Source organism: Pseudoalteromonas sp. NFXS53 (assembly GCF_056629255.1).
Genome location: NZ_JBWVBR010000003.1, coordinates 197992 through 223913, shown reverse-complemented (window position 1 = coordinate 223913; position 25922 = coordinate 197992). Strand labels below are relative to the sequence as shown.

The window sequence follows — 25922 nt, the reverse complement described above, 5'->3', positions numbered from 1 at the left end:
TGTTAAAGCATTATCTTTCAGATTTTGCTTTGTAGTCACGCTGTGTGTAGCCAGTGTAAAGCTGACGAGGACGACCAATTTTGTGACCAGCTTGTGATAGCATCTCATCCCAGTGTGAGATCCAACCAACTGTACGAGACATTGCAAAGATCACAGTAAACATACTTGTTGGGATACCAATCGCTTTAAGAATGATGCCTGAGTAGAAATCTACGTTAGGATATAGTTTCTTCTCGATGAAGTATGGGTCTTCAAGGGCAATTTGCTCTAGACGCATCGCAACGTCTAGTAGCGGATCTTGAATGTTTAGCTCTTCAAGTACTTGGTGACAAGTTTCACGCATTACTGTTGCACGAGGGTCGAAGTTTTTGTAAACGCGGTGACCGAAGCCCATTAGACGGAATGGGTCGTTCTTGTCTTTCGCTTTAGCAACATACTCGTCAATGCGATCAACTGAACCGATCTCTTCTAACATGTTCAAACATGCTTCGTTTGCACCACCATGAGCCGGACCCCATAGTGACGCGATACCAGCAGCGATACACGCATACGGGTTAGCACCAGAAGAACCAGCAAGGCGAACAGTAGATGTCGAAGCGTTTTGCTCGTGATCAGCGTGAAGCATGAAAATACGGTCCATTGCTTTAGCAAGAACTGGGCTTACTTCATACTTTTCAGCCGGTACTGAGAACATCATGTGTAGGAAGTTTTCAGCGTAGCTTAGGTCGTTACGTGGGTAAACGAATGGTTGACCGATGTTGTACTTGTAACACATAGCCGCAATCGTAGGCAGCTTAGCGATTAGTTTAACCGCACTACGGTGACGCTGCTCAGCATCTGAGATGTCTAAATCGTCGTGGTAGAATGAAGAAAGTGCACCAACAACACCACATAGCATAGCCATTGGGTGTGAATCTACACGGAAACCTTGGAAGAAAGCAGCAATCTTCTCGTGCATCATAGTGTTGGTTGTGATTTCTTCAGCAAACTCAGCGTGTTGTTCTTCTGTAGGAAGTTCACCGTTAAGAAGTAAGTAGCATAACTCGATGTAGTTTGAGTTTTCAGCTAACTGCTCGATAGGGTAACCACGGTGAAGTAGAACACCTTTGCCACCATCGATGTAGGTAATAGATGACTCACAAGAGCCAGTAGACATAAAACCTGGGTCATATGTGAAGTGGCCGTGAGCGCCTAAGGTACGAACGTCAATTACGTCTTGACCAGCTGTGCCAGAGTAAATTGGAAGTTCGATTGGATCATGACCATCAATATGGACTGTGGCTTTTTTATCTGCCATCTATTTATCTCCTATGAAATAACAATGTCGATTGTTATGTTGTGATACTAATGTTAAGCAAATTCAGATCATTTTAACGTATAACTGGGGTATAAAGTCAATTTTTCTAAGGATTATGCAAAAATGGATAATAAATATTCTACTCAAGTTTAAATATTATACCATTGGCTAATTCGCAAGCTTCTCAATCTAAACAAGAATTGTAAAAGCACTCACGGCCTTATATACTGTATGCGGTTTAATACCATGTCGTCTGTGGGTAAACCTATTTTTACAACAGAAATTCGTTTCTGTTGTAAAAAAGGTTTACTTAGAGTGTGTCATTTATACATTCGGTATAAATGGTTTTATAAAAACAAGTAGATGAAGCTCCTTATGTGGGCAAGATGGGCAAGTAACTGTGAAAAAGCAAAGACCTGTAAATCTAGATCTTACGACTATATCTATGCCAGCAACTGCTAAAGCATCAATCCTTCACCGTATTACGGGTGTGGCATTGTTCATTGCTTTAACTTTTGTTATCTGGGCTTGGTCTGAGTCTCTTTCTTCTCCTGAAGGGTTTGAATTTGTAAAAGAGCTATTCACTGGCTTTATTGCAAAATTCATTGCATGGGGCACCTTCGCGGCGCTTTCATATCACCTTATCGGTGGTATTCGCCACATGATCCAAGATATGGGTCACTGGGAAGAATTAGAATCGGGCAATAGCAGCGCTAAAATTGCGATTGCACTTTGGGTAATCGTTGCAATTCTAGCTGGAGTGTGGATATGGTCTTAAATCAAGCAACTCTGAAGCGTGATGGTGTACAAGATTATGTATCATTACGTGCTACCGCGTTAATCATTGCAGCATATGCATTCTTTATCGTTGGTTATTTATTCCTTACCCCTGAACTTACTTATGAAGCTTGGACGGGTTTATTCTCAAACCTTTTCGTTAAAGCAGCAACGTTTATTACTTTAGTGTGCATTATGGTTCACACTCGCATTGGTCTTTGGCAAGTGCTAACAGACTATGTAAAAGCATCTGCGTTGCGTTCAGTTTTAGGTTTCGTATTAAACCTTATGGCCTTTGCTTACGTAGCAATTGGTCTATTCGTTTTATGGGGTGTTTAAGTGAAATATAATGTTCGTGAATTTGATGCAGTAGTAGTAGGTGCCGGCGGTGCTGGTATGCGTGCTGCTCTAGCGATTTCTGAATCAGGCAAAAGCTGTGCTCTGATCTCTAAAGTATTCCCAACACGTTCGCACACAGTGTCTGCGCAAGGTGGTATTACAGTTGCTCTTGGTAATTCTCATGAAGATAACTGGGAATGGCACATGTACGATACTGTTAAAGGTTCTGATTACATCGGTGACCAAGACGCTATCGAATACATGACTAAGACAGGTCCTGAAGCTATCACAGAACTTGAAAACATGGGTCTACCTTTCTCTCGTTTTGAGAACGGCCGTGTTTACCAACGTCCATTTGGTGGTCAATCTAAAAACTTTGGTGGCGAACAGGCTGCACGTACAGCAGCTGCAGCTGACCGTACAGGTCACGCACTTCTTCACTGTCTTTATCAACAAAACGTTAAAAACAAAACAAACGTATTCTCTGAGTGGTATGCGTTAGACCTTGTTAAAAATGACAAAGATGACGTTGTTGGTGTAACAGCCATCTGTATTGAAACAGGTGAAGTTGTTTACTTCAAATCAAAAGCTGTTGTGCTTGCAACAGGTGGTGCTGGTCGTATTTATGCGTCTACAACGAATGCACACATTAACACTGGTGACGGTGTTGGTATGGCAGTTCGTGCTGGCATTCCTATGCAAGACATGGAAATGTGGCAGTTCCACCCAACGGGTATCGCTGGCGCAGGTACACTTGTAACTGAAGGTTGTCGTGGTGAAGGTGGTTACCTTCTAAACAAAGACGGCGAACGCTTCATGGAACGTTATGCGCCAAACGCTAAAGATTTAGCAGGTCGTGACGTTGTTGCACGTGCAATGATGACAGAAATTCGTGAAGGTCGTGGTTGTGAAGGTCCTTGGGGTCCACACATCAAACTTAAGCTTGATCACCTTGGTGCTGAAATGCTTAACCTACGTCTTCCTGGTGTTTGTGATCTATCAAAGACATTCGCACACGTTGACCCTGCAGAAGAGCCAATTCCAGTAATCCCAACATGTCACTACATGATGGGTGGTGTACCGACTAACGTAAATGGTCAAGTACTAAACGTGAATGAAAACGGTGACGAGCGCATTGTTGAAGGTCTATTCGCAGTTGGTGAGATTGCATGTGTATCTGTACACGGTGCAAACCGCTTAGGTGGTAACTCACTACTTGACCTTGTTGTATTCGGTCGTGCAGCAGGTAACTTCCTAGGTACTTACCTAAAAGACTTCGAGTCTACAGGTGATGCGACGCAAGATAACATTGACGAAGCATTTGCTCGTTTCAACCGATGGGAAAACTCTGAACCTGGTAAAGGTGAAGATCCAGCGCAAATCAAGAAAGATTTACAAGAGTGTATGCAGCTTAACTTCTCGGTATTCCGTGAAGGTGACTCAATGGCTGAAGGTCTTGAGCAGCTTAAAGCTATTCGTGAGCGTCTTAAGCATGCGCGTCTTGACGATAAGTCGTCAGACTTCAATACACAACGTATCGAATGTCTTGAGTTAGACAACCTTATGGAAACTGCATACTCTACAGCAGTAGCTGCAAACTTCCGTACTGAAAGCCGTGGTGCTCACTCTCGCTTTGACTTCCCAGAGCGTGACGATGCAAACTGGCTATGTCACTCATTACATCACCCAGAGTCAGATGTGATGACTAAACGTGATGTAAACTTTGCGCCGACTACGCGTGAAGCATTCCCACCTAAAGCACGTACTTACTAGGAGTTAACGATGGCAACATTAGAATTTTCTGTTTATCGTTATAACCCTGATGTGGACAATGCGCCACGTATGCAGGATTATAAACTCGAGGTAGAAGAAGGCCGTGATATGATGGTTTTGGATGCACTTTTATTATTAAAAGAGCAAGATCCAACACTTTCTTTCCGTCGCTCTTGCCGTGAAGGTGTATGTGGCTCTGATGGTTTAAACATGAACGGCAAAAACGGCCTTGCATGTATTACTCCGTTATCTGCATTAAAGGGCAACAAAGTAATTTTACGTCCTTTACCAGGTTTACCAGTCATTCGTGACCTTGTTATCGACATGACTCAGTTCTACACTCAATATGAGAAAGTTAAACCTTTCTTAATTAATGATAAGCCAACAGGTGGTATTGAACGTCTTCAAACTGTTGAAGATCGTGAAAAGCTTGATGGTCTTTATGAGTGTATTTTATGTGCTTGTTGTTCAACATCTTGTCCTTCATTCTGGTGGAATCCAGATAAGTTCATCGGTCCTGCAGGTCTATTACACGCTTACCGTTTCTTAGCGGATAGCCGTGATACTGCAACTGAAGAGCGTCTGAAAGATTTAGATGATGCATTTAGCGTATTCCGCTGTCACAGTATCATGAACTGTGTAAGCGTATGTCCAAAAGGCTTAAATCCAACTAAAGCCATTGGTCAGATTAAATCTATGTTGTTAAATCGTTCGGTTTAATCCATAGTTAAATCCACAAGATGGCATCTGCAGATGCCATCTTGTTTTTAGTTTAATTTCTGCGCGAATAAAAAGGGCTAATTAATGCACGAAGGTGTGATGAAGGCATGGCTAGAATCTTCGCATTTATATGGCGGAAACGTAGCTTATGTAGAAGAGCTTTATGAAGCGTATCTAGACGATGCGACTTCTGTGCCAGAAGAATGGCGTGAAGTGTTTGATCAACTTCCTAAAGTTGATGGTGTGGATGTTGATGTAAAACATTCAGAAGTGAAAGCACAATTTGCTGAACTTGCGAAAAACAAACACAGAGAAGTAGTTGTTGCAGCAGCTGGTACTACAGATGCTAAACAAGTACGTGTACTACAGCTTATCAATGCGTTTAGATTCCGAGGCCATCAAAATGCAAACCTTGATCCGTTAGGTTTGTGGCAACGTGAACGTGTTAGAGATCTAGATTTATCTTACCATGATCTAGACAATGCTGACTTAGACAAAGAATTTAACGTTGGCTCTTTTGCTTGTGGCAAAGATACAATGAAACTAAAAGACTTGTATGCAGCCTTGAAAACCACTTATTGTGGTTCTGTTGGTGCTGAATACATGCATATCACTTCTACAGAAGAAAAACGTTGGTTACAAAAACGTTTAGAATCTACCTTCTCACAGCCTCAATTTAGCAAAGAAACTAAACTTAGAATTCTTAAAGGTCTAATTGCAGCTGATGGTCTTGAAAAGTATTTAGGTGCAAAATTCCCTGGTGCAAAACGCTTCTCTTTAGAAGGTGGTGATGCATTAGTACCTATGCTTAAAGAGCTTATTCATCGTGCAGGTGAAAGCGGCCAAGAAGAAGCTGTAATTGGTATGGCACACCGTGGTCGCTTGAACGTTCTTGTAAACGTACTAGGTAAAAATCCACAGGTTCTTTTCGATGAGTTTGCTGGTAAATACGGTGAACTAGCAGGTTCGGGTGATGTTAAGTATCACATGGGTTATTCGTCTGACTTCGCGACCAACGGTGGTGATGTTCATATGGCGCTTGCATTCAACCCATCTCACCTTGAAATCGTTAATCCTGTAGTGATGGGGTCAGTAAGAGCACGTCTTGACCGTTTAGGTTGTAAGAATGGTTCTAAAGCACTGCCTATTACTATCCACGGTGACTCTGCAATTGCTGGTCAAGGTGTTGTTCAGGAAACATTCAACTTATCGCAAACACGTGCATTTGGTGTTGGTGGTACAGTTAGAATCGTTGTAAACAACCAAGTAGGTTTCACAACGTCTAAGCAAGAAGATGTGCGTTCAACAGACTATTGTACTGACATTGCTAAGATGGTTCAGGCGCCAATTTTCCACGTGAATTCGGATGATCCAGAAGCTGTTGCGTTTGTAACTCAACTAGCGCTTGATTTCCGCAATCAGTTTAAGCGCGATGTTGTTATTGACTTAGTTTGTTACCGTCGTCACGGTCACAATGAAGCAGATGAACCTAATGCAACTCAGCCATTAATGTATCAGAAGATCAAAAAGCACCCAGTTCCTCGTCAGCTTTATGCAGACAAACTCGCTGCTGAAGGTGTGATTTCTGCTGATGAGTCAAAAGCGCTTGCGAATGAATACCGTAATGGCTTAGACAACGGTGTATGCGTTGTTGAAGAAGTTAAAGAAGAAACTAAGCACTCGTCTGATTGGTCTAAGTTTGTAGGCCATGATTGGGATGTAGCTTACGATCCTAAATTATCTGTTGAGAAGCTGAAAGAGCTTGGTAATGTGCTTGCTGTATATCCAGAAAACCACAAAGCACAGTCTCGTGTTAAGAAAATTTATGACGACCGTAAAGCAATGGCAAGCGGTGATAAATTACTAGACTGGGGTATGGCTGAATCTTTAGCGTATGCAACTTTAGTAGATGAAGGCACAGACGTCCGTATGACAGGTCAGGATTCTGGCCGTGGTACTTTCTTCCACCGTCATGCTGTTGTTCACAACCAAGAAGATGCATCTGTTTACCTACCTCTACAGAATATCCGTGAAGGTCAGGGCGCATTTGAAGTTTACGATTCAGTTTTATCTGAAGAAGCTGTATTAGCGTTTGAATATGGTTATGCAACAGCAGAGCCTACTTCACTTGTTCTTTGGGAAGCGCAGTTTGGTGACTTTGCTAACGGTGCTCAGGTTGTATTTGACCAGTTCTTAAGCTCAGGTGAGCAAAAGTGGGGTCGTTTATGCGGTTTAACTATGCTTCTACCTCATGGCTATGAAGGTCAAGGTCCAGAGCACAGTTCTGCACGTTTAGAGCGTTACCTACAACTATGTGCTGATCATAATATGCAGGTGTGTGTTCCTTCAACACCAGCTCAAGTTTATGCAATGCTTCGTCGTCAATCTGTTCGTCCTTTACGTCGTCCATTGATTGTAATGACACCTAAGTCACTATTACGTCATCCTCTAGCTGTTTCTTCTCTAGAAGAGCTTTCGGAAGGTGTTTTCCACAACATGATTGACGAGATTGACGATATCAATCCTGAAAATGTTGAAAGAGTGGTTTTCTGTAGTGGTAAAGTTTATTACGAACTACTACAAGAGCGTCGTAAGCTTGAATTAAACAATGTTGCTATTGTTCGTGTTGAACAGCTATATCCATTCCCTCATCAGGAAATGGAAGACATCATGTCTCGCTATCAACATGTTAAAGATTTCGTTTGGTGTCAAGAAGAGCCACAAAACCAAGGTGCTTGGTATTGTTCTCAACACCACTTCTGGGAAGCAATCCCAGCAGGTGCAAATCTTTCTTACGCAGGACGTAAGGCTTCAGCTGCTCCAGCATGTGGTTATATGTCTACTCATACTAAAGAACAAAACGCGTTAGTTGCTGACGCATTAACAATTAAGAAATAAGGGATAAGAGATGACAACCGAAATTAAGGTTCCAGTTCTTCCTGAGTCAGTAGCAGACGCTACTGTCGCGACTTGGCATGTTAAAGTTGGTGACGCTGTATCACGCGACCAAAACTTAGTTGACATCGAAACTGACAAAGTTGTTCTAGAGGTAGTTGCACCAGAAGATGGTGTAATTGTATCTATCTCTGAAGATGAAGGCGCAACTGTATTAGGCGAGCAAGTGATTGCTCAACTTGGTGCTGCTGGCGAAGCTGCTGCACCAGCTCAACAATCAAATGAACAAGCTGCACCAGTAGCTGCTGCAGCAACAGAAGGTAAAGACGTGGAAATTAAAGTACCTGTACTTCCAGAATCAGTAGCAGACGCTACAATTGCAACTTGGCATGTTCAACCTGGTGAAGCGGTAAGCCGTGACCAGAACCTTGTTGATATTGAAACAGACAAGGTTGTACTAGAAGTTGTTGCACCTGAAGACGGTGTGATGGGTGAGCAGATCCATGCTGAAGGTGAAACTGTACTTGGCGAACAAGTGATTGGTAATATCGTTGTTGGCGCTTCTGCTCCAGCGGCGGCACCTGCTGCTGAAGCTGCACCAGCTTCTGATGAGTCTTCAGACGTATTAACACCTTCAGTTCGTCGTTTAATCGCTGAAAAAGGCCTTGACGCTTCACAGATCAAAGGTTCTGGTAAAGGCGGTCGTATCACTAAAGAAGATGTTGATGCGTTCCTTAAAGCACCAGCGGCTAAGCCAGCTTCAACACCAGCAGCATCTGCACCTGCAGCACCTTTAGGTGACCGTTCACAGAAACGTGTACCTATGACACGTCTACGTAAGACAATTGCTAACCGTCTTCTTGAAGCTAAGAACTCAACGGCAATGCTTACTACGTTCAACGAAGTGAACATGAAGCCAATCATGGATCTTCGTAAGCAATACAAAGATGTATTTGAAGAGCGTCACGGTATCCGTTTAGGTTTCATGTCTTTCTATGTGAAAGCAGTAACTGAAGCACTTAAGCGTTTCCCTGAAGTAAATGCGTCAATCGACGGTGATGACATTGTTTACCACAACTATTTTGATATCAGCATCGCGGTTTCTACACCACGTGGTCTAGTTACACCAGTACTTCGTGACTGCGACAAGCTTTCAGTGGCTGAAATCGAAAAGGGTATTCGCGAATTAGCGCTTAAAGGTCGTGACGGTAAACTAACTGTTGACGATATGACAGGCGGTAACTTCACAATCACAAATGGTGGTGTATTCGGTTCATTACTTTCTACACCTATCATCAACTTACCTCAGTCTTCAATTCTTGGTATGCACAAAATCCAAGAACGCCCAATGGCTGTAAATGGTAAAGTTGAAATTTTACCTATGATGTACCTAGCGCTTTCTTATGACCACCGTCAAATCGATGGTAAAGAATCAGTAGGCTTCTTGGTTACAATTAAGGAACTTCTTGAAGATCCAACTCGTCTTCTTCTAGACGTATAATCGTTATTGTTTAGATATTAAGCTGTATGACACATCATACAGCTTTTTTTTTGCGGCTTTGGTCTAACTAGGGTTTTCATACTTAGCCTTGGGATCTATACTAGGGGCGCAATTTGGGATAGCTATTTATGAAATGTAGATAGCTTTAATAGTATAAGAAATTGGATAAAGCATCATGAATTTGCATGAGTATCAGGCAAAACAACTTTTTGCCGACTATGGTTTACCTGTATCTGAAGGTTTCGCTTGTGATACACCACAAGAAGCAGTTGAAGCTGCTGGTAAAATCGGTGGTGACAAGTGGGTTGTTAAATGTCAAGTGCACGCAGGTGGACGTGGTAAAGCTGGCGGTGTAAAACTAGCTGACAGCAAAGACGAAATCCGCGCATTCGCAGAAAACTGGTTAGGTAAAAACTTAGTAACTTACCAAACAGACGAAAAAGGTCAGCCAGTTGCTAAAATCTTAGTAGAAAGCTGCACTGATATTGCAAATGAATTATACCTAGGTGCTGTTGTAGACCGTGCTTCACGTAAAATCGTGTTCATGGCTTCAACTGAAGGTGGTGTTGAAATCGAGCAAGTTGCTGAAGAAACACCTGAACTAATTCACAAAGCAGAAATCGATCCACTTGTAGGCCCTCAGGCATACCAAGGTCGTGAGCTAGGCTTCAAGCTAGGTCTAACTCCTGCACAAATCAAACAGTTCACTAAGATCTTCTTAGGTCTTGCGAACATGTTCATCGATCACGATTTCGCACTTCTTGAAATCAACCCTCTAGTAATCACAGACGCTGGTAACCTTCACTGTCTAGACGGTAAAATCGGTGTAGACGGTAACGCATTATTCCGTCAGCCTAAGATCCGTGAATTCCACGATCCTTCACAAGAAGACGCGCGTGAAGCTCACGCAGCAAGCTTCGAGCTAAACTACGTTGCTCTAGACGGTAACGTCGGTTGTATGGTTAACGGTGCAGGCCTTGCAATGGGTACTATGGACATCGTAAACCTACACGGTGGTAAGCCAGCTAACTTCCTAGATGTTGGTGGCGGCGCTACTAAAGAGCGTGTTGCTGAAGCATTCAAGATCATCCTTTCTGATGACAATGTTAAAGCAGTTCTAGTTAACATCTTCGGTGGTATCGTACGTTGTGACATGATCGCAGAAGGTATCATTGGCGCTGTTAAAGAAGTTGGTGTAAACGTACCAGTTGTTGTACGTCTAGAAGGTACTAACTCTGAACTAGGTCGTGAAGTTCTTGCTAACTCTGATCTTGACATCATTGCAGCTGAGTCTCTAACTGACGCTGCTGAGAAAGTAGTTGCTGCTGCGGAGGGCAAATAATGTCTGTTTTAATTAACAAAGATACTAAAGTAATCTGTCAAGGTTTCACTGGTGGTCAAGGTACTTTCCACTCAGAGCAAGCGATCCAGTACGGTACACAGATGGTTGGTGGTGTTTCTCCAGGTAAAGGTGGTACAACTCACCTAGGTCTTCCTGTATTCAACACTGTACGTGAAGCTGTAGAAACTACTGGCGCAACAGCATCAGTAATCTACGTTCCAGCTGCATTCTGTAAAGATGCTATCTTAGAAGCAATCGATGCTGGTATCCAGTTAATCGTTTGTATCACTGAAGGTATCCCTACACTAGACATGGTTGACGTGAAAGAGAAGCTTGAGCAAACTGGCGTTCGTATGATCGGTCCTAACTGCCCAGGTGTTATCACTCCAGGTGAAACTAAAATCGGTATCATGCCTGGTCACATCCACAAGCCAGGTAAAGTAGGTATCGTATCACGTTCTGGTACGCTTACTTACGAAGCAGTTAAGCAAACAACTGACGCTGGTTTCGGCCAATCAACATGTGTTGGTATCGGTGGTGACCCAATCCCAGGTACTAACTTCATCGACGTACTTGAGATGTTCGAGAAAGACGAGCAAACTGAAGCTATCGTAATGATCGGTGAGATCGGTGGTACTGCTGAAGAAGAAGCAGCAGAATACATCAAGCACAACGTAACTAAGCCAGTTGTTTCTTACATCGCTGGTGTTACAGCTCCTCCAGGTAAGCGCATGGGCCACGCTGGTGCAATTATCTCTGGTGGTAAAGGTACAGCTGACGAGAAGTTCGCTGCACTAGAAGCTGCAGGTGTTAAGACTGTTCGTTCACTAGCTGACATCGGTGTTGCACTTAAAGAAAAAGCGGGTTGGTAATCTAACCTTGCTTAAAAAAGGCTCCTTAGGGAGCCTTTTTTGTATTTAAATTTCGATAGCTAGAAGCTAGAAGCTAGAAGCTAGAAGCTAGAAGTGTAAAATAAAAACTTAAATTTGTTCTTCTTCGCGCAGTGTGAGTACTTCAAAACCGTCTCTTGTGACAAGAATAGTGTGTTCAGCTTGTGCTGAAAGTTTTCTGTCTTTAGTCACTACAGTCCAACCATCTTTCTTTGTTTTAACGCGAGCTGTGCCTTGGTTGATCATAGGTTCAATGGTGAAAGTCATGCCTTCTTTTAAAGTTAGGCCAGTGTTAGCGCGGCCATAGTGTAAAACATTTGGCTCTTCATGCATTTCTCGGCCTATACCGTGGCCGCAATACTCTTTTACAACCGTGTAGCCAAATTTACTCACATAATTCTGTATTGCAAATCCAATATCTCCTAGCTTTGCACCTGGCTTTACGGTTTTTATACCTAACCACATCGCCTCAGTTGTGACATTGACCAGTGCCCTGGCATCAGGTTTAGCATCTGGCATGACATACATTTTGCTTGAGTCTGTGATAAAACCATTTTTCTCTAAGGTAATGTCTATATTGACGATATCAGTACTTTTTAAAATCTGGCTTGCACTAGGTACGCCGTGACAGACTACTTCGTTAATTGAGCTATTTAGACAATACTGATAGCCGTATTGTCCTTTTGAAGCCGGGCGCGCCTTTAATTCATTAATGATATAGTTTTCAACTTGCGAATCTATATCGAGCGTTGAAACTCCTGGTTTGATGAAATCATCCAACATTTTAAATACTTGGGCGAGCAGCTTGCCTGATTCTCTCATCAGTGCTATTTCATCTACCGATTTGATTGTTACTTCATTCATTCAGTGACGCCTCTTTTTGTCGCTGTAACATGAGCTCTTGTTGAATTAACTCGTTAAATGTTTTGTCAGGATGCATTTCGCATAAGCGACCGATTTTTATCCAAAATTCGGCTTGTGAGTTGATAGAGCGAGACATAACTGAAGACGTCGTACGAATTTCTTCGTGTAGTTCATCTGAAATTTTTACAATACCCACTATATATTCCATATATAAAACATATGTACATTGTATATCGTAAAATAAAAAAAGGAAGCGTATGCTTCCTTTGGTTTGCTTAACATTACATCTAAAATGCTTTTTTAACTTTTGCTATTTTCCCAATCCAAATGGGTCATCAATACTATGACTTGGCTCAGTAAACCATTTAGGACCGTTTTCCGTCATATAGAAGTGATCTTCTAGGCGAATACCAAACTCATCAGGGATCACTAGCATAGGCTCGTTACTAAAGCACATGCCTGGTGCTAATAGTTGCGGGTTATTCTTTACTAGATAAGGCCATTCATGAATATCTAAGCCGATACCGTGGCCAGTTCTGTGCGGACACCCCGGTGTTTGATAATCAGGACCAAGATCTACTGATGCTAAATAATCTCTTGCTGCTTTATCAACGTCACCACATGTATTACCGATTTGTGCCGCTTCAAATGCAGCAGCTTGCGCATTCTTCTCATGTTGCCACATTGCTCTTTGGCGCTCTGTAGCATCACCAAATACAAATGTGCGTGTAATATCCGATAGGTAATCATGTACTTTACAGCCAGTATCAATTAGAACCACATCACCTTCTTTTAAAGTTTGTGGGTCTTTCACACCATGAGGAAACGAGCTTGCTTTACCAAACAGTACAATCACGAAATAGTTTCCGGATGGTGCGCCCACTTTTTTATGAGCTTCATTTATGAAGGCTTCAACTTCAGTCGTGCTGACCCCTTCATGTAACATACTCGCCGTTGCTTTATGAACTTCTAAAGTCATGTCCATAGCACGTTGAATAAGCTTCAATTCGTTGTCTGATTTATGCATTCGACAATGTGCTGTAACTTCCTTACCGTTAATTAGGTCAAGAGAAGGAGCAAGGTTGCGAACGCCATCAAAAATAAAAAATGCCGCGCTTTCATCAATGGCAACTCTAGCATCAGAGCCAATGCCATGCTGTTCAAGCACGCTTAAGAATAATTGGTAAGGGCTCTGTTCTTCTTGCCAGCCGTGAATTGGACCTTCAACGACTTGATAGTCTAATAGTGTGCCAATTTCAAAATAAGGTGCGATGAATTGCACATCACCTTTTGCGGGTAAAATAGCACCAACCATACGCTCACTGGCATACCACTGCATACCGGTAAAATATTTTAAATTAGTGCCTGCATTCAAATATAAAGCTGCAATATCGTTGTCTTGCATATAGCGCTGTGCTTTTTCAATACGCTGCTGGTATTCTTCGATGCTAATTGGCTTTAAGTCATGAGTCATATTTTGTAATGACTCTAAAGCTTCTTGTTTGGTTTTCGTACCAACGCCTAATGGCTTCATATTTTGCTCCTAGAATCTGTCTATTCTGTAAGGGGTTAAATCTATGCTAGTTTTCTCACCTAAGCAAAGTTGTGAGACAATTTGTGCTGTAATTGCCGCTTGGGTCAGACCCAAATGTTGATGACCAAAAGCAAATACAATATTTTTATTATTGGGTGCTGTATTTAATACAGGTAATGAATCAGGAAGAGAAGGGCGATGACCCATCCACGTGGTTTTAACAGTTTGTTTTTCGATACCGTTTACAAGCGCTTTAGCGTGATCTAAAAGCATGGTTGCTCTTGTCATGTTTTCAGTTGCTTCTAGTCCTGCAAACTCTACGGTTCCAGCTAGTCTAAGTCCCTGCTTCATAGGGGTAATAATGAATTGTCTATCGGCTGAGGCAACTGGGCGTTGCAAACTAGTCGAATTATCAATCATGGCATGGTAACCACGCTCAGTATCTATCGGTACTTTAAAACCAAGTTGTTTTGCTAAAGGTTTACTCCAAGCGCCGGTCGAAACTACCACTTTAGCAAACTGATGTTTGGCGCCTGATGCGAGCTCTATCATCACCCCATTATTGTTCGGGATAATTCGTGTCACTTTATCATTTTTAAATACTAAGCCCTGAGCCTCTGACATTTTATAAATGGCTTGGCATAAGTCATATGGGTCAACGCTGTGGCCAACATCTGAAAAATATAACGCTTGCTTAATGTTTTTGGTTAGGCTTGGCTCTAACTCAAAAATCTCATCACCTTTTAAGTGTTTAACTGCAACGCCATTTGCTCGAAATGATTCAGCCATTGTCGCAGCCAATTTAAAATCTTCATGTTCAAAGCTCAGTAGGCTGCCATCTACATGGATCAACTTTTCGAAGTTTTCTTCACCTAATAAATTTTTATAGGCAGGTAGTGAGGCTTCGTTTAATTGTCTAAGTGCTTTGGTATGCGCACTAAATTTTGATTTAGACATATTGATTAAGAAGCGAGTGAACCAAGGTAAGGCTTTGAATAGATATAACCAATCTATTCTTAAAGCGCCCTTTGGATTTAACAACATACTAGGAAGTTTGGGTAATAAACTCGCTTGTGCGAGTGGGAAAACTTGTTCAGTAGCAAAGTGACCGGCGTTACCTTTCGAACATTTTTCTGCAATACCGTGCTCATCAAATAATGTCACTGAAAAGCCAGCATCAGTCAGACTTTTCGCATTGCAAAGCCCAATGATCCCAGCGCCGATAACAGCAATATGTTGCTTTTCTTGCATCGATTGTCTCCAAAATACCTTGAAAGCCTTATTTCAAGATATTGCATGTCTCTATTTTTTAGTTTGCATAGAAAACTTAGTTCGTCTTCAAACTGTTAGTTTTTATTAATACTTTCAGTTGTTTAATCTTTTAAATGTCAATATGTCTTCAGACCGATAAAAACTTTTAAAGAAAAATACACAGTGGAATATTGAACATTGTATACAATATGCTTAAGATGTAAACCATAAAAGGTAAAGAGGAAAGACAATGAACATTAATTGCCAAGTTCAGTATTCAGTAGTTGCTCCGCAATTAAATGAAAGTTTTACGAATCAACTCCACAATGCTGTGAACACGAATACGGTTCTTAGCTTAGGCAAACAGGGTTATTAATATGCGTAAAGGGACATTTTCTTGTATCGATGGCCACACTTGCGGCAACCCAGTACGCTTAATTACCAGTGGTCACCCATATCTTAAGGGTGAGACTATGAGCGAAAAACGTCAGCATTTTCTTGCTGAGTTTGATTGGATCCGTCAATCACTGATGTTTGAACCGCGCGGCCACGATATGATGTCAGGTTCATTTATTTATCCACCAACAACCGTTGATGGCGATGCGGCGATTTTATTTGTTGAAACCTCAGGCTGTTTACCTATGTGTGGTCACGGCACCATAGGCACTGTAACGTTTGCACTTGAAAACGCTCAGATGCACCCAAAAGAACCTGGTAAATTAAAGCTAGATACGCCAGCAGGGCGTGTAAATGCCGAGTATTCAATGGTTGATGGAAAAGTTGAGTGGGTAAAAATATTCAATGTGCCAGCTTTTTTAGCCTATGAAAATATTGAAGTTGAAGTGCCAGAGCTGGGCAAGTTAAAGGTAGACATTTCTTATGGTGGTAACTACTACATTATTGTCGAGCCACAGGAAAACTTCCCGGGTATTGAAAACTGGTCTGCCGCAGAAATTCTTAAATATAGCCCGCTTGTTCGAACAGCAATCAATGATTTGCTTGAGTGCGTGCACCCTGAAGATCCAACCGTAAAAGGTGCGTCGCATCTTCTTTGGACTGGCAAACCAAAGCACGCAGAATCAAGCGCAGCCAATGCGGTTTTCTATGGTGATAAAGCCATAGACAGATCGCCTTGTGGCACAGGCACCAGCGCAAGAATGGCGCAGTTATTTGCCAAAGGTAAATTACAGCCGGGTGAAGATTTTGTACACGAAAGTTACATCGGCAGCCAGTTCGTAGGTTGCATCGAAGGTGTTACGGAAGTAGCGGGTAAAACAGCAATTCTACCAAGTATCAAAGGATGGTCGAAAGTAACGGGCACTAGCAACATTAGCGTGGATGATAGTGACCCGTATGCTTTTGGCTTTCAAGTTGTATAACAAATTTAAACTAGACTAAAACCAGCAATTAGTAGCTGGTTTTTTCATTGAGGAGAAAAAGATGGAAATTAGCGGTGCAAGTTTTATCGCAGGTGAATGGTTAAAGGATGCGGACGCATCAGTATTTCATGCCTTTTCACCAAAGCGCCATGAGCCAATCGATACTCAGTTTTTCGAAGCAAGCCAAGACATGCTTGCAACAGCGATCAATGAAGCTGAAAAAGCATTTAAAGTTTATAGAAAGACTTCTCTTATTGAGCGTGCAACATTCTTACATGCTATTGCAGATGAAATAGAAGCCCTTGGTGATCAACTACTAGAGGTGACTCACGAAGAGACAAACTTGCCGTTTGCCCGTTTACAAGGTGAACGCGGTCGTACTATGAGTCAGTTACGTGCTTTTGCACAAGGTTTAGAGCAAAGCCAAAACGGCATTGTTAACCTAAGTGTATTAGACGAGGCAGATCCTGTACGTGCACCGTTAGCTAAGCCGCGCACCCAACTTGATTTTATTCCTGTTGGTGTTGTTGCTGTTTTCGGGGCTTCAAACTTCCCTTATGCGTTTTCGACGCTAGGTGGTGATACAGCATCAGCACTTGCAGCAGGTTGCCCAGTTGTTATGAAGAGCCATACTGCGCACCCAGCAACCAGCGAGTTAATGACCCGTGCTATTGAAAAAGCCATTGAGAAATGTGATATGCCAAAAGGCGTATTTTCAATGATCCAAGCGAAGAAATACGACATGGCACATGCACTTGTTGCAGCAGAGCCGATTAAAGCTGTTGGTTTCACAGGCTCAATGTCTGTAGCGAGTAAATTAATCGACACGATTAATACTCGTAAAGAAGCTATTCCATTCTATGGTGAATTAGGCAGTATCAACCCGCAGTTTGTGTTACCAGAAATGGCAGAACAAAATGGCGAAGAACTTGGTGCGAATTTATGTAATTCAATGCTGATGGGTAATGGCCAGTTTTGTACCAGTCCAGGTCTTTGGTTAGTGCCAAATAACTCAGATGCGCTACTAGAAAGTGTTAAGAAAACTGTGGCTGCAAGCAGTTCAGATACTTTATTATCCCCAAATATTCTGAATAGTTTCAAACAAGCTATGGTTGAGCGATCAGCTATTGAAGGTGTAGAGCTATTGGCAGTGGCAGAATTATCTGAAGCGTTTCATGCAAATGTCCATATCTTTAAAACGGATATCGACACCTACTTGAATACACCATCATTACATGAAGAGGTATTTGGTCCTGCTGCGATGTTGGTGACCTACGACTCTTTTGCTCAGCTAGAAACCTTGGTTGACGCTCTAGAGGGTCAGTTAACTGCATCAATCCATGGCACGGTCGGTGATTTGGCGTCTGCGTCTGATCTAAGTGAAGATCTACAATACAAAGTAGGGCGTTTAATTGAGAATCAAATGCCTACAGGCGTTGAAGTTTGTGCATCAATGAACCATGGTGGTCCATTCCCATCTTCAACAGATGTACGTTCAACCTCAGTTGGCTTGAATGCGATTCAACGTTTTTTACGTCCAATATGTCGTCAAAGTGCGATGTAATCTAAGTATTGTATTGCTTTATTCGCATATTTAATGCAAAAAAAGACCCAGAGTACAGGTTACTCTGGGCTTAGGGGACGGCTCATTTGAGCCAATGCGTTAACTTAAAACACCTTTCTAACAATCAGGGAGAAGTAAGAAAGTAATTTAATTGTAGTTAACTCTTAACAAAAACTACAAATAAACAACATAAAATAAAATCCATAATAATCAGTGGTATATATGCTTATAAGAATTTAGTCTAAAAACTGAATTCGACTGCTAACGCGACCATTCAATAACTCTATTATTCATAACCAAATCCCTAGGTAATGAGTTTTTAATTTTATTTTTTTGCCATTTCCCCAACCCTATTGGCGAACCACAAAGGGTTAAAATAACCTCACCACTATGGTTGGTAACTGTTTCAAGTCGAATATCCTTGCCTTGATAATAATCTGCCGCTTGTGATTGTGTCAGCGCATAGGTGTTATTTTCTGCAAGTTGCCCTAGTGCTGTTGCAAATTCATGTTCAAGTCGTACGCCATTTTTATGGGTTGTGCCTAACTTGATCCCAATACGAGAATATTTGATCTTGTTTTCAATTTCAGAGAACCGTTCAGGAAAAAGCCAAAGCTCTTTGTCTCGAACTGTCAGCTCACCAGGTAGTGATTTAATACCGAATTGTTTTTTGATTGCTGACATAAAGGCTTGTGTTAACTTTTTATCAGCTGGTGAAAACGGGAAAGCGCCTTTTTTGGTTTTTAAATTCGGGTTATCAACCGATTTTAATTTTTTAAATTTAGCGATGAAAAAGCCTTCGCTGTCAAAAATCTGAGGCCACACATGCAAATAGCCTTCTGAAGTACAGGCTTTATCTGCATTTTCAAACAGTGCATTTAATGGTTCTATTTCAACGCTCTCGCCAAATTGGTCAAGCAGATACTGACAAACCGTTTGGTTTTCAACAGGCGTGAGTGTACAAGTGGAGTAAATTAAAGAGCCTCCAGGTTTCAGAGCAAAGAATGCGCTCTTGATAAGTTGTTTTTGTACATTGGCAATATCAATATTTGACTCAACAGACCAATTTTTCAAAGCATCAGCATCTTTTCTGACTGTGCCTTCACCAGAACAAGGTGCATCAAGCTGAATGTTATCGAAACACTCAAACATATAATCGCCAAAAACAGCACCGTCAAAATGAGACAGAGCACAGTTATGCACGCCCATACGCTTCATATTGGCAGCAAGTACTTTTAGTCGTGAAGATGAAAGCTCGTTCGCAACCAAAATTCCTTGGTTATACATCATTGCAGCTATTTGCGATGTTTTTGACCCGGGGGCAGCAGCCATATCTAGGACTATGTCGTCTTCTTTTAAACTTGATTTAAGTGCCATAGGTGGCAACATTGAGCTGGCTTCTTGAACATAAATACCACCACTTAAATGAATATCAGTGCTGCCAAGAGGAAGGGTCTCTTCCTCTTCAGCACTTCGCTCAAGCCAAAAACCTGTGTCACACCAAGGAACAGCTTCAATTATCCAATTATTCGATGAACAATACTGCTTAAAATCAGTAACTGTCATTTTCAATGTATTCACTCTGACTGAGCGCCTAAGCGGTTTTTGGCAATACTCAATGAAAGATTCAATACTTAAGCTGTTAGGCAAATAGGTTTTTACATCGTCGATGAAATTCTGTGGAATGTGGGTAGATTTATTCAATGTAGTCTCTAGCAAAATTGCTTTTGACATGATTTTATCATTTAAAGGTTAAATTTCTTTCAAATAAAAAAGATGTTTAGCGTAAAAATCTAAATTTACTCAAATATTCGTATTTCAACATGTGTCGGTTAGTACTAAAGTTTGTTTATTGTTCGAGTTGGAATAATTACACATGACCATTAGGTACGTTTATTTAATACTGATTGCCTCCTTGATAACAGGGTGTGGTGGCGGATCGAAATCTGAAGAGCCAGCACCAGAGCAACCTGCAATAGCTGATTCTGATAACGGAAATAGCTCAGGTTCTGATGGGGACGGTTCTAGTGATGACTCTAGCGATGAGTCTGACCAGAATTCAGACAACGATTCTGATAATGATAGTAGTGATGAAGCAAAAGCACCTGTTATTGCCATAAAAATAGATTCAGATACCTTCAAACAAGGTGAAATAGTCAAAGTTAAGGTCGAGGTATCAGAGCAAGACACACAACAAGTTAGCTTTGCATGGGAACAATTATCAGGACCAGACATCGCACTGACAACGACTGATTCGTTAGAATTTACTGCTTCTAACAATTCTACAGCTTTAGATGAAAAGTATCATTTCTTAGTGACAGTCACCAATTCAGCTGGTCTCTCCGCACAACAAGAAGTTAGATTTTCAGTATTGAAGGATATGAACGAGGCACAAGCTTCAAGGCTTCTCCATCAGGCAAGTCTTGGACCGACTTACAATGAAATTCTGGCAGTTACAGGTAAAAGTTACGAACAATGGCTTGATGATCAAATTAACCTCCCGATTACGTATCACAGTCCACTCGTCGAAAATTATCCAGACCGTGATGAGCCCAATCAAATCAATCGTATTGATGCTTGGTGGAAAGCAAGTTTAAACGCAGAAGATCAGTTAAGGCAGAGAGTGGCATTTGCTCTGAGTGAAATATTAGTAGTCTCAGATCTAAATACATCACTCAGTGGTGAGCCAGAAGGCATGGCTGCTTATTATGACATTTTACTTGAACACGCTTTCGGAAATTATAGAGACTTATTAGAGCAAGTCTCATTATCACCTGTAATGGGCGTATACCTAAGCCACCTAGGAAATGAAAAAGCTGATCCTGAGCGCAATATTCGCCCTGATGAGAATTATGCGCGTGAAGTCATGCAGCTGTTTACAGTAGGTTTAAACGAATTAAATCTAAACGGTTCGAATAAATTAGATGAGAGTGGTGAAATCATTCCAACTTATGGGCAAAGTGAAATTGAAGGGTTTGCCAAAGTCTTTACAGGCTGGACATTTGCATATAGCGCAAGATGGAGCAGACCAAGTAGAAACTATACTTTGCCAATGCAAGCTTTTGAAGACTATCACTCGAGCGCTGAAAAAACATTGCTTAATGGTGAGGTTATTCCAGCAAATACGAGTGCGGAACAAAGCCTAGAAATCGCGTTAGATAATTTGCTTAATCACGATAATGTCGCACCATTTATTTCAAAGCAGCTAATACAACGATTAATTACTTCTAATCCAAGCCCAGGTTACGTAGAGCGGGTCGCTATGGTATTCAATGATAATGGTGAGGGGGTAAAGGGAGATTTAGCTGCCACAGTGAAAGCGATTTATTTAGATAATGAAGCTAGAGGTCTTGGAACACCGCTTGCCCATTTTGGCAAAATAAAAGAGCCTTTACTCAAAACTGTGCAGTTCTGGCGGGTTTTTAACGCTAAAACCCTTAATAACCGTTATTACACTTGGAATTTATCCTCAACTTATGGTCAGGGCCCTTTGCAATCGCCTTCGGTATTCAACTTCTTTAGACCTGACTTTAAACCTGGGGAACTGGCAAGCACTGAATTTGTTGCTCCCGAACTGCAAATCGCTAATGACGCAGCGTTAATCGGTATTATTAACACGCACTATGCAGATCTCGTTTGGCGTGTGGCTGAGCGTCATGAACAATTAAATGAAAACAGCCTTTATTTATATATGCAAGCAGACCACGACTTAATCAATATGAATGGGCTGAGTGCAGTTTTAGATAAATACGATTTGCTATTTTTCGCCGGTAATATGTCACAAGAAATGAGACAAGCACTGATCGATATGGATGAGTTTTTTGCAAGCCGCGACAGTTATCAACGTATTTCCAATCTTGTTTATTTAATTTCAATTTCACCTGAATTTAGCTTGCAGCAGTAGGAGACAGACATGAATAGAAGAAAGTTTTTATCTTATTGTATGAAAGGTGGTGTATCGGTAGCCGCATTAACTCAATTGCAACTACAGGCTTTTCAGGGATCTTTGTCATATAGCTTTGACGATCATAAAGCGCTTGTCTGTGTATTTCTATTCGGTGGCAATGATTCCCTAAATATGTTGGTGCCTTTAGAGGGCGAACAGCGGACTTTATATGAATCAAGTCGGCAAAACTTAGCGGTGACAGATGCACTCCAACTATCTCCCGTTACTGAATTTGCTGGTGGAGTAGGTCTTCACCCTGCTATGGGTTCAATAAAAAATATTTTTGATAATAGAAATTTAGCTTTTATATCCGGTGTAGGCAGCTTGATTGTGCCAACTAGCAAAGCAGACTATCAAAATGAAAGTGTGCCTCTTCCTAAGCATTTATTCTCTCATAACGATCAGCAAGCTACTTGGATGCATGGCAGAGAAAAAGTATCTTTAAACAGTGGCTGGGGCGCAAGACTATTAGAGCGAATAGAACAAGGTGGTTCATTCGTGAACAACATTTCACTGGCGGGAACCAATCCGTGGCAAACTAGTGTTAATCAAACGCCATTCTCATTACATAGAAGTGGTGTCAGTAAAATAAACCCAATTAATGGTACTGGAAATCGCGCAGCCCATGTAAAAAGTATAATGAATAGGGTGCTTGCCCAGTCAACCCATCCTCTAGCGAGTGCATATGGTATAAAAATGCAAAAAGCGATCACAAATACCGAAGCAATGAATAGCGCCATTGAGTCCAGCGAAGATCTAAGCAGTTATTTTTCTGATAGTAGTTTGTCACAACAACTGCATACTGTGGCTAAATCAATCTCAGTTAGAGAAACACTCAATGCAAAAAGGCAAATTTACTTTGTGAGTATGGGGGGCTTTGATACACATGATAATCAGCTCACAACTCATCCTGCATTATTAGGCGCTCTATCTCAGTCTTTGTCAGAGTTCAATGCTGCTATGTCATCCATCAATGCAAACGATGATGTAACCTTATTTACGATGAGTGACTTTGGCCGCACTTTGACGTCGAATGGTGACGGTACTGATCATGGTTGGGCGGGAAATCAAATCATTATGGGCGGCGCGGTCAATGGCGGAGAAATTTATGGTTCACTGATGACGCAACATCTTGATGGCCCTAATGATACGCGGGGTGGTCGTTTGATCCCACAAGTTGCCAATGAGCAATACTTTGCGTCTTTGGCGCAGTGGTTTGGTTTAGATAACACAGAATTGGTTGATATTTTTCCAAACTTATCCAACTTTAACTCGCATACCTTGCCATTTATACGAAGTTAATAAAAGGATATTGTATACAATTATTGTTTGGGTTATGTTATTGCCATTATTGGCGGTGGTATAACTCAAATGCAAACACGATATCTTCAACGTCAGCAACGTTTATTAGTAGCTTTACAAGAGAAAGACGTAAAAAACTTGTTGGTGTTTAATTATGAAAACATCTTATACCTAACAGGTTACAGTGGTAACGCAGCTTACCTCATCGTTTCAACACAAGGTCTATGGCTGATCACTGATTACCGATATTTCGAGCGGGCAAAATCAGAAAGCAATGGTTGTGAAATTATTTGCAGAGACAGAGATTCAGAATCATTGGGCGCGTGTATCAAGCGTTTATTACCTCGCGAAAAGACGGGATTTGAAAGCCAAGCCGTCAATTATGGCGTTTGGTTATCCATTGCGAATGAATTAGCCTCATATGACGTTTCATCACTCGATGGCTGCATCGAAAAACTCAGGATGGTTAAAGACGAGTTCGAAGTTGCTTCAATTAAAAAAGCAGCAGCTATTGCAGATTTGGCCCTTGCGGATTTGCTCACACAAGTTTCAAAAGGGGTGACTGAATTAGATTTGGCAACTGAGCTTGACTACAAAATGAAAAAGCTTGGATCTGATGGTGTAAGCTTCGACACCATTTTATTGTTTGCTGAGCGCAGTGCATTGCCGCATGGAAAGCCTGGAGAAAGAAAGCTTAATTATGGTGACTTATTACTGATTGATTTTGGTGCTGTGGTAAATGGCTATCGTTCAGATATGACGCGTACTTATGTATATGGCGAACCAAACTCCCGTCAACAAGCTATGTATGAAGCTGTCTTGGCATCTCAAAGCAAATCTTTAGAAAGTCTTAAAGCAGGAGTTGATTGTCAGCAGCTTAACCAGATTTCATTAGATGTATTGGCTCAATCTGGGTTCGAACAATATGCAGGAAAAGGACTGGGTCATGGCGTTGGTTTGGCATTACATGAAGTGCCTTTCATAAACCCTGTTACTGAATATCGCTTAGAAGTAGGAAATATTATCACTATTGAGCCTGGGGTTTATATTCCTGACTTTGGCGGTATTAGAATTGAAGATGATGTGCTCATTACTAATGACGGTTTTGAGTTTATAACCCATGCACCAAAATCGTTTGTGATTAATTAAGGAAAAGAAATGGAAATAGTTTCCGAACAACAAGTACATGCTAGTTTAAATTTCAACAAGGTTATCGACGCATTAAAAGAAGGCTTTTCAAGACCTGCAGGCACACCGACCAGGCAAGTGTTTGAATTATCAGAGTCTGAAGAGACCCATGATGCTTTTGCCGTTTTACCTGCATGGAATGAAGAAGTAATCGGCGTTAAATCTTTTACTTATTTTCCTTCAAATGCAGAACATGGCTATAAAAGCTTATATTCAAAAATTATGTTGTTTGACCGCTGTCACGGTGAGCCATTGGCGTTGGTAGATGGGACGAGTGTGACACTTTGGCGAACGGCAGCAGTGTCCGCGCTAGCAAGTCAATACCTATCAAGACAAGATAGTGCTCATTTGGTGTACTTTGGGTCAGGGAACTTGTCACATTACATGATTGAAGCCCATATGAGTGTACGTGATATTAAAAAAGTAACCATCATTGCTAGAAACACAGATAAAGCAGAAAGTTTACGATCGTTACTAGCTGAAAAATATTCACAAGTAGAATTTCTACTTGGAGAGTCAAATCAAGCAACAATTAGTTCGGCTGATATCATCAGTTGTGGTACGGGGGCGCATGACCCTTTGTTTGATGGAAATTGGGTATCAGATGGCGCGCATATTGACTTAATTGGAAATCATCACAGACAGTATAGAGAGTGTGATTCAGCTTCTGTTGTTCGTTCTAAAGTGTTTGTAGATAGTAGAAAGAACGTGCTTAATGAAGCAGGGGAGATCCTCATTCCTATTTCAGAAGGCGTTTTTTCTGAACAACAGATCATCGCTGAACTTAGTGAAATGCATCAACTTGACACTTTAAGAGCTAAAACCGACATTACCTTATTTAAATCAGTTGGCACTGCGCTAAGCGACCTTATAACAGCACATTTGGTGTATAAAACACAGTGATGATCTGGTTAAGTGTACTCGTTACCTCGTTATGTTTTGCCGCTACATTTATTATGTGGCAAAGCAAAAAGAAACTATTAAACAAGCGGATATGGCGACAGGTGCAAGTTGATAACTTGGTTAAAGTAAAACAGCATAAAGCCGGACCATTAGAAATGTTAGGGGAGTCGAGTCTTTTAGTTGAATTTACTTTTAATAATATTAGCTATTGTTGTCAAACTGCCTTTAGACCCGACTTATATGAATCGTTTAAAGCTCAAAAGGCCACTTTCATTTTGATTGATCCTGAGAACCCCAAACAGTGTTATTACAATGCTTGTCAGCAAACGAGATATGTAAAGTTGTGGGTGAATCTTTCACTTTGTCTTAGTGCTTGTTTAATTCTAATCGCTGTATTCAAAAATACTTAGAAGTAAGTGTTAAAAGATAGGTAAGTAGTTATATCGGAAGGACTTAT

At 41.3% G+C, this 25922-nt stretch carries 20 protein-coding genes; 14 read left to right on the top strand and 6 right to left on the bottom strand.

Annotated features, from left to right (window positions below):
- Positions 1-10: 10 nt before the first annotated feature.
- Positions 11-1297, bottom strand: a complete 1287-nt coding sequence (locus AC1HJP_RS05665) for a citrate synthase (RefSeq protein ID WP_480360927.1) — start codon at positions 1295-1297, stop codon at positions 11-13.
- Positions 1298-1697: 400 nt separating this feature from the next.
- Between AC1HJP_RS05665 and sdhC the strand changes: the two genes are divergently transcribed.
- The 8 genes from sdhC to sucD all read left to right on the top strand — a co-directional run bounded on the left by sdhC (position 1698) and on the right by sucD (position 11516).
- Positions 1698-2075, top strand: coding sequence for a succinate dehydrogenase, cytochrome b556 subunit (gene sdhC, locus AC1HJP_RS05660; protein WP_404394853.1), 378 nt, complete (start codon positions 1698-1700; stop codon positions 2073-2075).
- On the top strand, positions 2066-2413 hold the full coding sequence (gene sdhD, locus AC1HJP_RS05655; protein WP_480360925.1) for a succinate dehydrogenase, hydrophobic membrane anchor protein: 348 nt from the start codon (positions 2066-2068) through the stop codon (positions 2411-2413). Before sdhC ends, sdhD begins: the two co-directional genes overlap by 10 nt.
- A complete protein-coding gene (gene sdhA / locus AC1HJP_RS05650; protein WP_480360923.1) occupies positions 2414-4186 on the top strand; it encodes a succinate dehydrogenase flavoprotein subunit in 1773 nt (590 codons plus the stop codon).
- Between the two features lie 9 nt (positions 4187-4195).
- Positions 4196-4906, top strand: a complete 711-nt coding sequence (locus tag AC1HJP_RS05645) for a succinate dehydrogenase iron-sulfur subunit (protein ID WP_138478605.1) — start codon at positions 4196-4198, stop codon at positions 4904-4906.
- 84 nt (positions 4907-4990) lie between these two features.
- Positions 4991-7804: a 2-oxoglutarate dehydrogenase E1 component gene (locus AC1HJP_RS05640; protein WP_480360921.1), complete on the top strand. Its 2814-nt coding sequence runs from the start codon at positions 4991-4993 to the stop codon at positions 7802-7804.
- 10 nt (positions 7805-7814) lie between these two features.
- The gene (gene odhB, locus AC1HJP_RS05635) at positions 7815-9302 is read left to right on the top strand and encodes a 2-oxoglutarate dehydrogenase complex dihydrolipoyllysine-residue succinyltransferase (protein ID WP_480360919.1); all 1488 of its coding nucleotides are present in this window, start codon (positions 7815-7817) and stop codon (positions 9300-9302) included.
- Positions 9303-9477: 175 nt separating this feature from the next.
- Positions 9478-10644 (top strand): ADP-forming succinate--CoA ligase subunit beta, encoded by a 1167-nt coding sequence (sucC, locus tag AC1HJP_RS05630; RefSeq protein ID WP_058029927.1) that lies wholly within the window; start codon positions 9478-9480, stop codon positions 10642-10644.
- On the top strand, positions 10644-11516 hold the full coding sequence (gene sucD, locus AC1HJP_RS05625) for a succinate--CoA ligase subunit alpha (protein ID WP_058029926.1): 873 nt from the start codon (positions 10644-10646) through the stop codon (positions 11514-11516). Before sucC ends, sucD begins: the two co-directional genes overlap by 1 nt.
- 108 nt (positions 11517-11624) lie before the next feature.
- Here sucD and map read toward each other — a convergent pair whose 3' ends face one another.
- From map to AC1HJP_RS05605, 4 genes are all read right to left on the bottom strand, one after another.
- Entirely contained in the window at positions 11625-12398 is a 774-nt protein-coding gene (gene map, locus AC1HJP_RS05620) for a type I methionyl aminopeptidase (RefSeq protein ID WP_480360916.1), read from the bottom strand.
- A complete protein-coding gene (locus tag AC1HJP_RS05615; protein ID WP_138478613.1) occupies positions 12391-12594 on the bottom strand; it encodes a ParD-like family protein in 204 nt (67 codons plus the stop codon). Before AC1HJP_RS05615 ends, map begins: the two co-directional genes overlap by 8 nt.
- A 114-nt stretch (positions 12595-12708) precedes the next feature.
- On the bottom strand, positions 12709-13932 hold the full coding sequence (locus AC1HJP_RS05610; RefSeq protein ID WP_480360913.1) for a M24 family metallopeptidase: 1224 nt from the start codon (positions 13930-13932) through the stop codon (positions 12709-12711).
- Between the two features lie 9 nt (positions 13933-13941).
- A complete protein-coding gene (locus tag AC1HJP_RS05605; protein ID WP_480360911.1) occupies positions 13942-15183 on the bottom strand; it encodes an NAD(P)/FAD-dependent oxidoreductase in 1242 nt (413 codons plus the stop codon).
- A gap of 377 nt (positions 15184-15560) precedes the next feature.
- Here AC1HJP_RS05605 and AC1HJP_RS05600 point away from each other — a divergent pair, with 377 nt between their 5' ends.
- On the top strand, positions 15561-16562 hold the full coding sequence (locus AC1HJP_RS05600; RefSeq protein ID WP_480360909.1) for a 4-hydroxyproline epimerase: 1002 nt from the start codon (positions 15561-15563) through the stop codon (positions 16560-16562).
- Between the two features lie 61 nt (positions 16563-16623).
- Complete coding sequence (locus tag AC1HJP_RS05595; RefSeq protein ID WP_480360907.1) at positions 16624-18126, top strand: aldehyde dehydrogenase (NADP(+)); 1503 nt, start codon at positions 16624-16626, stop codon at positions 18124-18126.
- Between the two features lie 261 nt (positions 18127-18387).
- On the opposite strand, the gene rsmF is transcribed toward AC1HJP_RS05595, so the two are convergent.
- The gene (rsmF, locus tag AC1HJP_RS05590) at positions 18388-19830 is read right to left on the bottom strand and encodes a 16S rRNA (cytosine(1407)-C(5))-methyltransferase RsmF (protein WP_480361084.1); all 1443 of its coding nucleotides are present in this window, start codon (positions 19828-19830) and stop codon (positions 18388-18390) included.
- 172 nt (positions 19831-20002) lie between these two features.
- Here rsmF and AC1HJP_RS05585 point away from each other — a divergent pair, with 172 nt between their 5' ends.
- From AC1HJP_RS05585 to lhpI, 4 genes are all read left to right on the top strand, one after another.
- The gene (locus AC1HJP_RS05585; protein ID WP_480360905.1) at positions 20003-22030 is read left to right on the top strand and encodes a DUF1800 domain-containing protein; all 2028 of its coding nucleotides are present in this window, start codon (positions 20003-20005) and stop codon (positions 22028-22030) included.
- A 9-nt stretch (positions 22031-22039) separates the two neighbouring features.
- Entirely contained in the window at positions 22040-23374 is a 1335-nt protein-coding gene (locus AC1HJP_RS05580) for a DUF1501 domain-containing protein (protein WP_480360903.1), read from the top strand.
- Positions 23375-23443: 69 nt separating this feature from the next.
- Positions 23444-24523 (top strand): M24 family metallopeptidase, encoded by a 1080-nt coding sequence (locus AC1HJP_RS05575; protein ID WP_480360901.1) that lies wholly within the window; start codon positions 23444-23446, stop codon positions 24521-24523.
- A gap of 9 nt (positions 24524-24532) precedes the next feature.
- A complete protein-coding gene (gene lhpI / locus AC1HJP_RS05570) occupies positions 24533-25465 on the top strand; it encodes a bifunctional Delta(1)-pyrroline-2-carboxylate/Delta(1)-piperideine-2-carboxylate reductase (RefSeq protein WP_480360899.1) in 933 nt (310 codons plus the stop codon).
- The last annotated feature ends 457 nt before the right edge of the window (positions 25466-25922 follow it).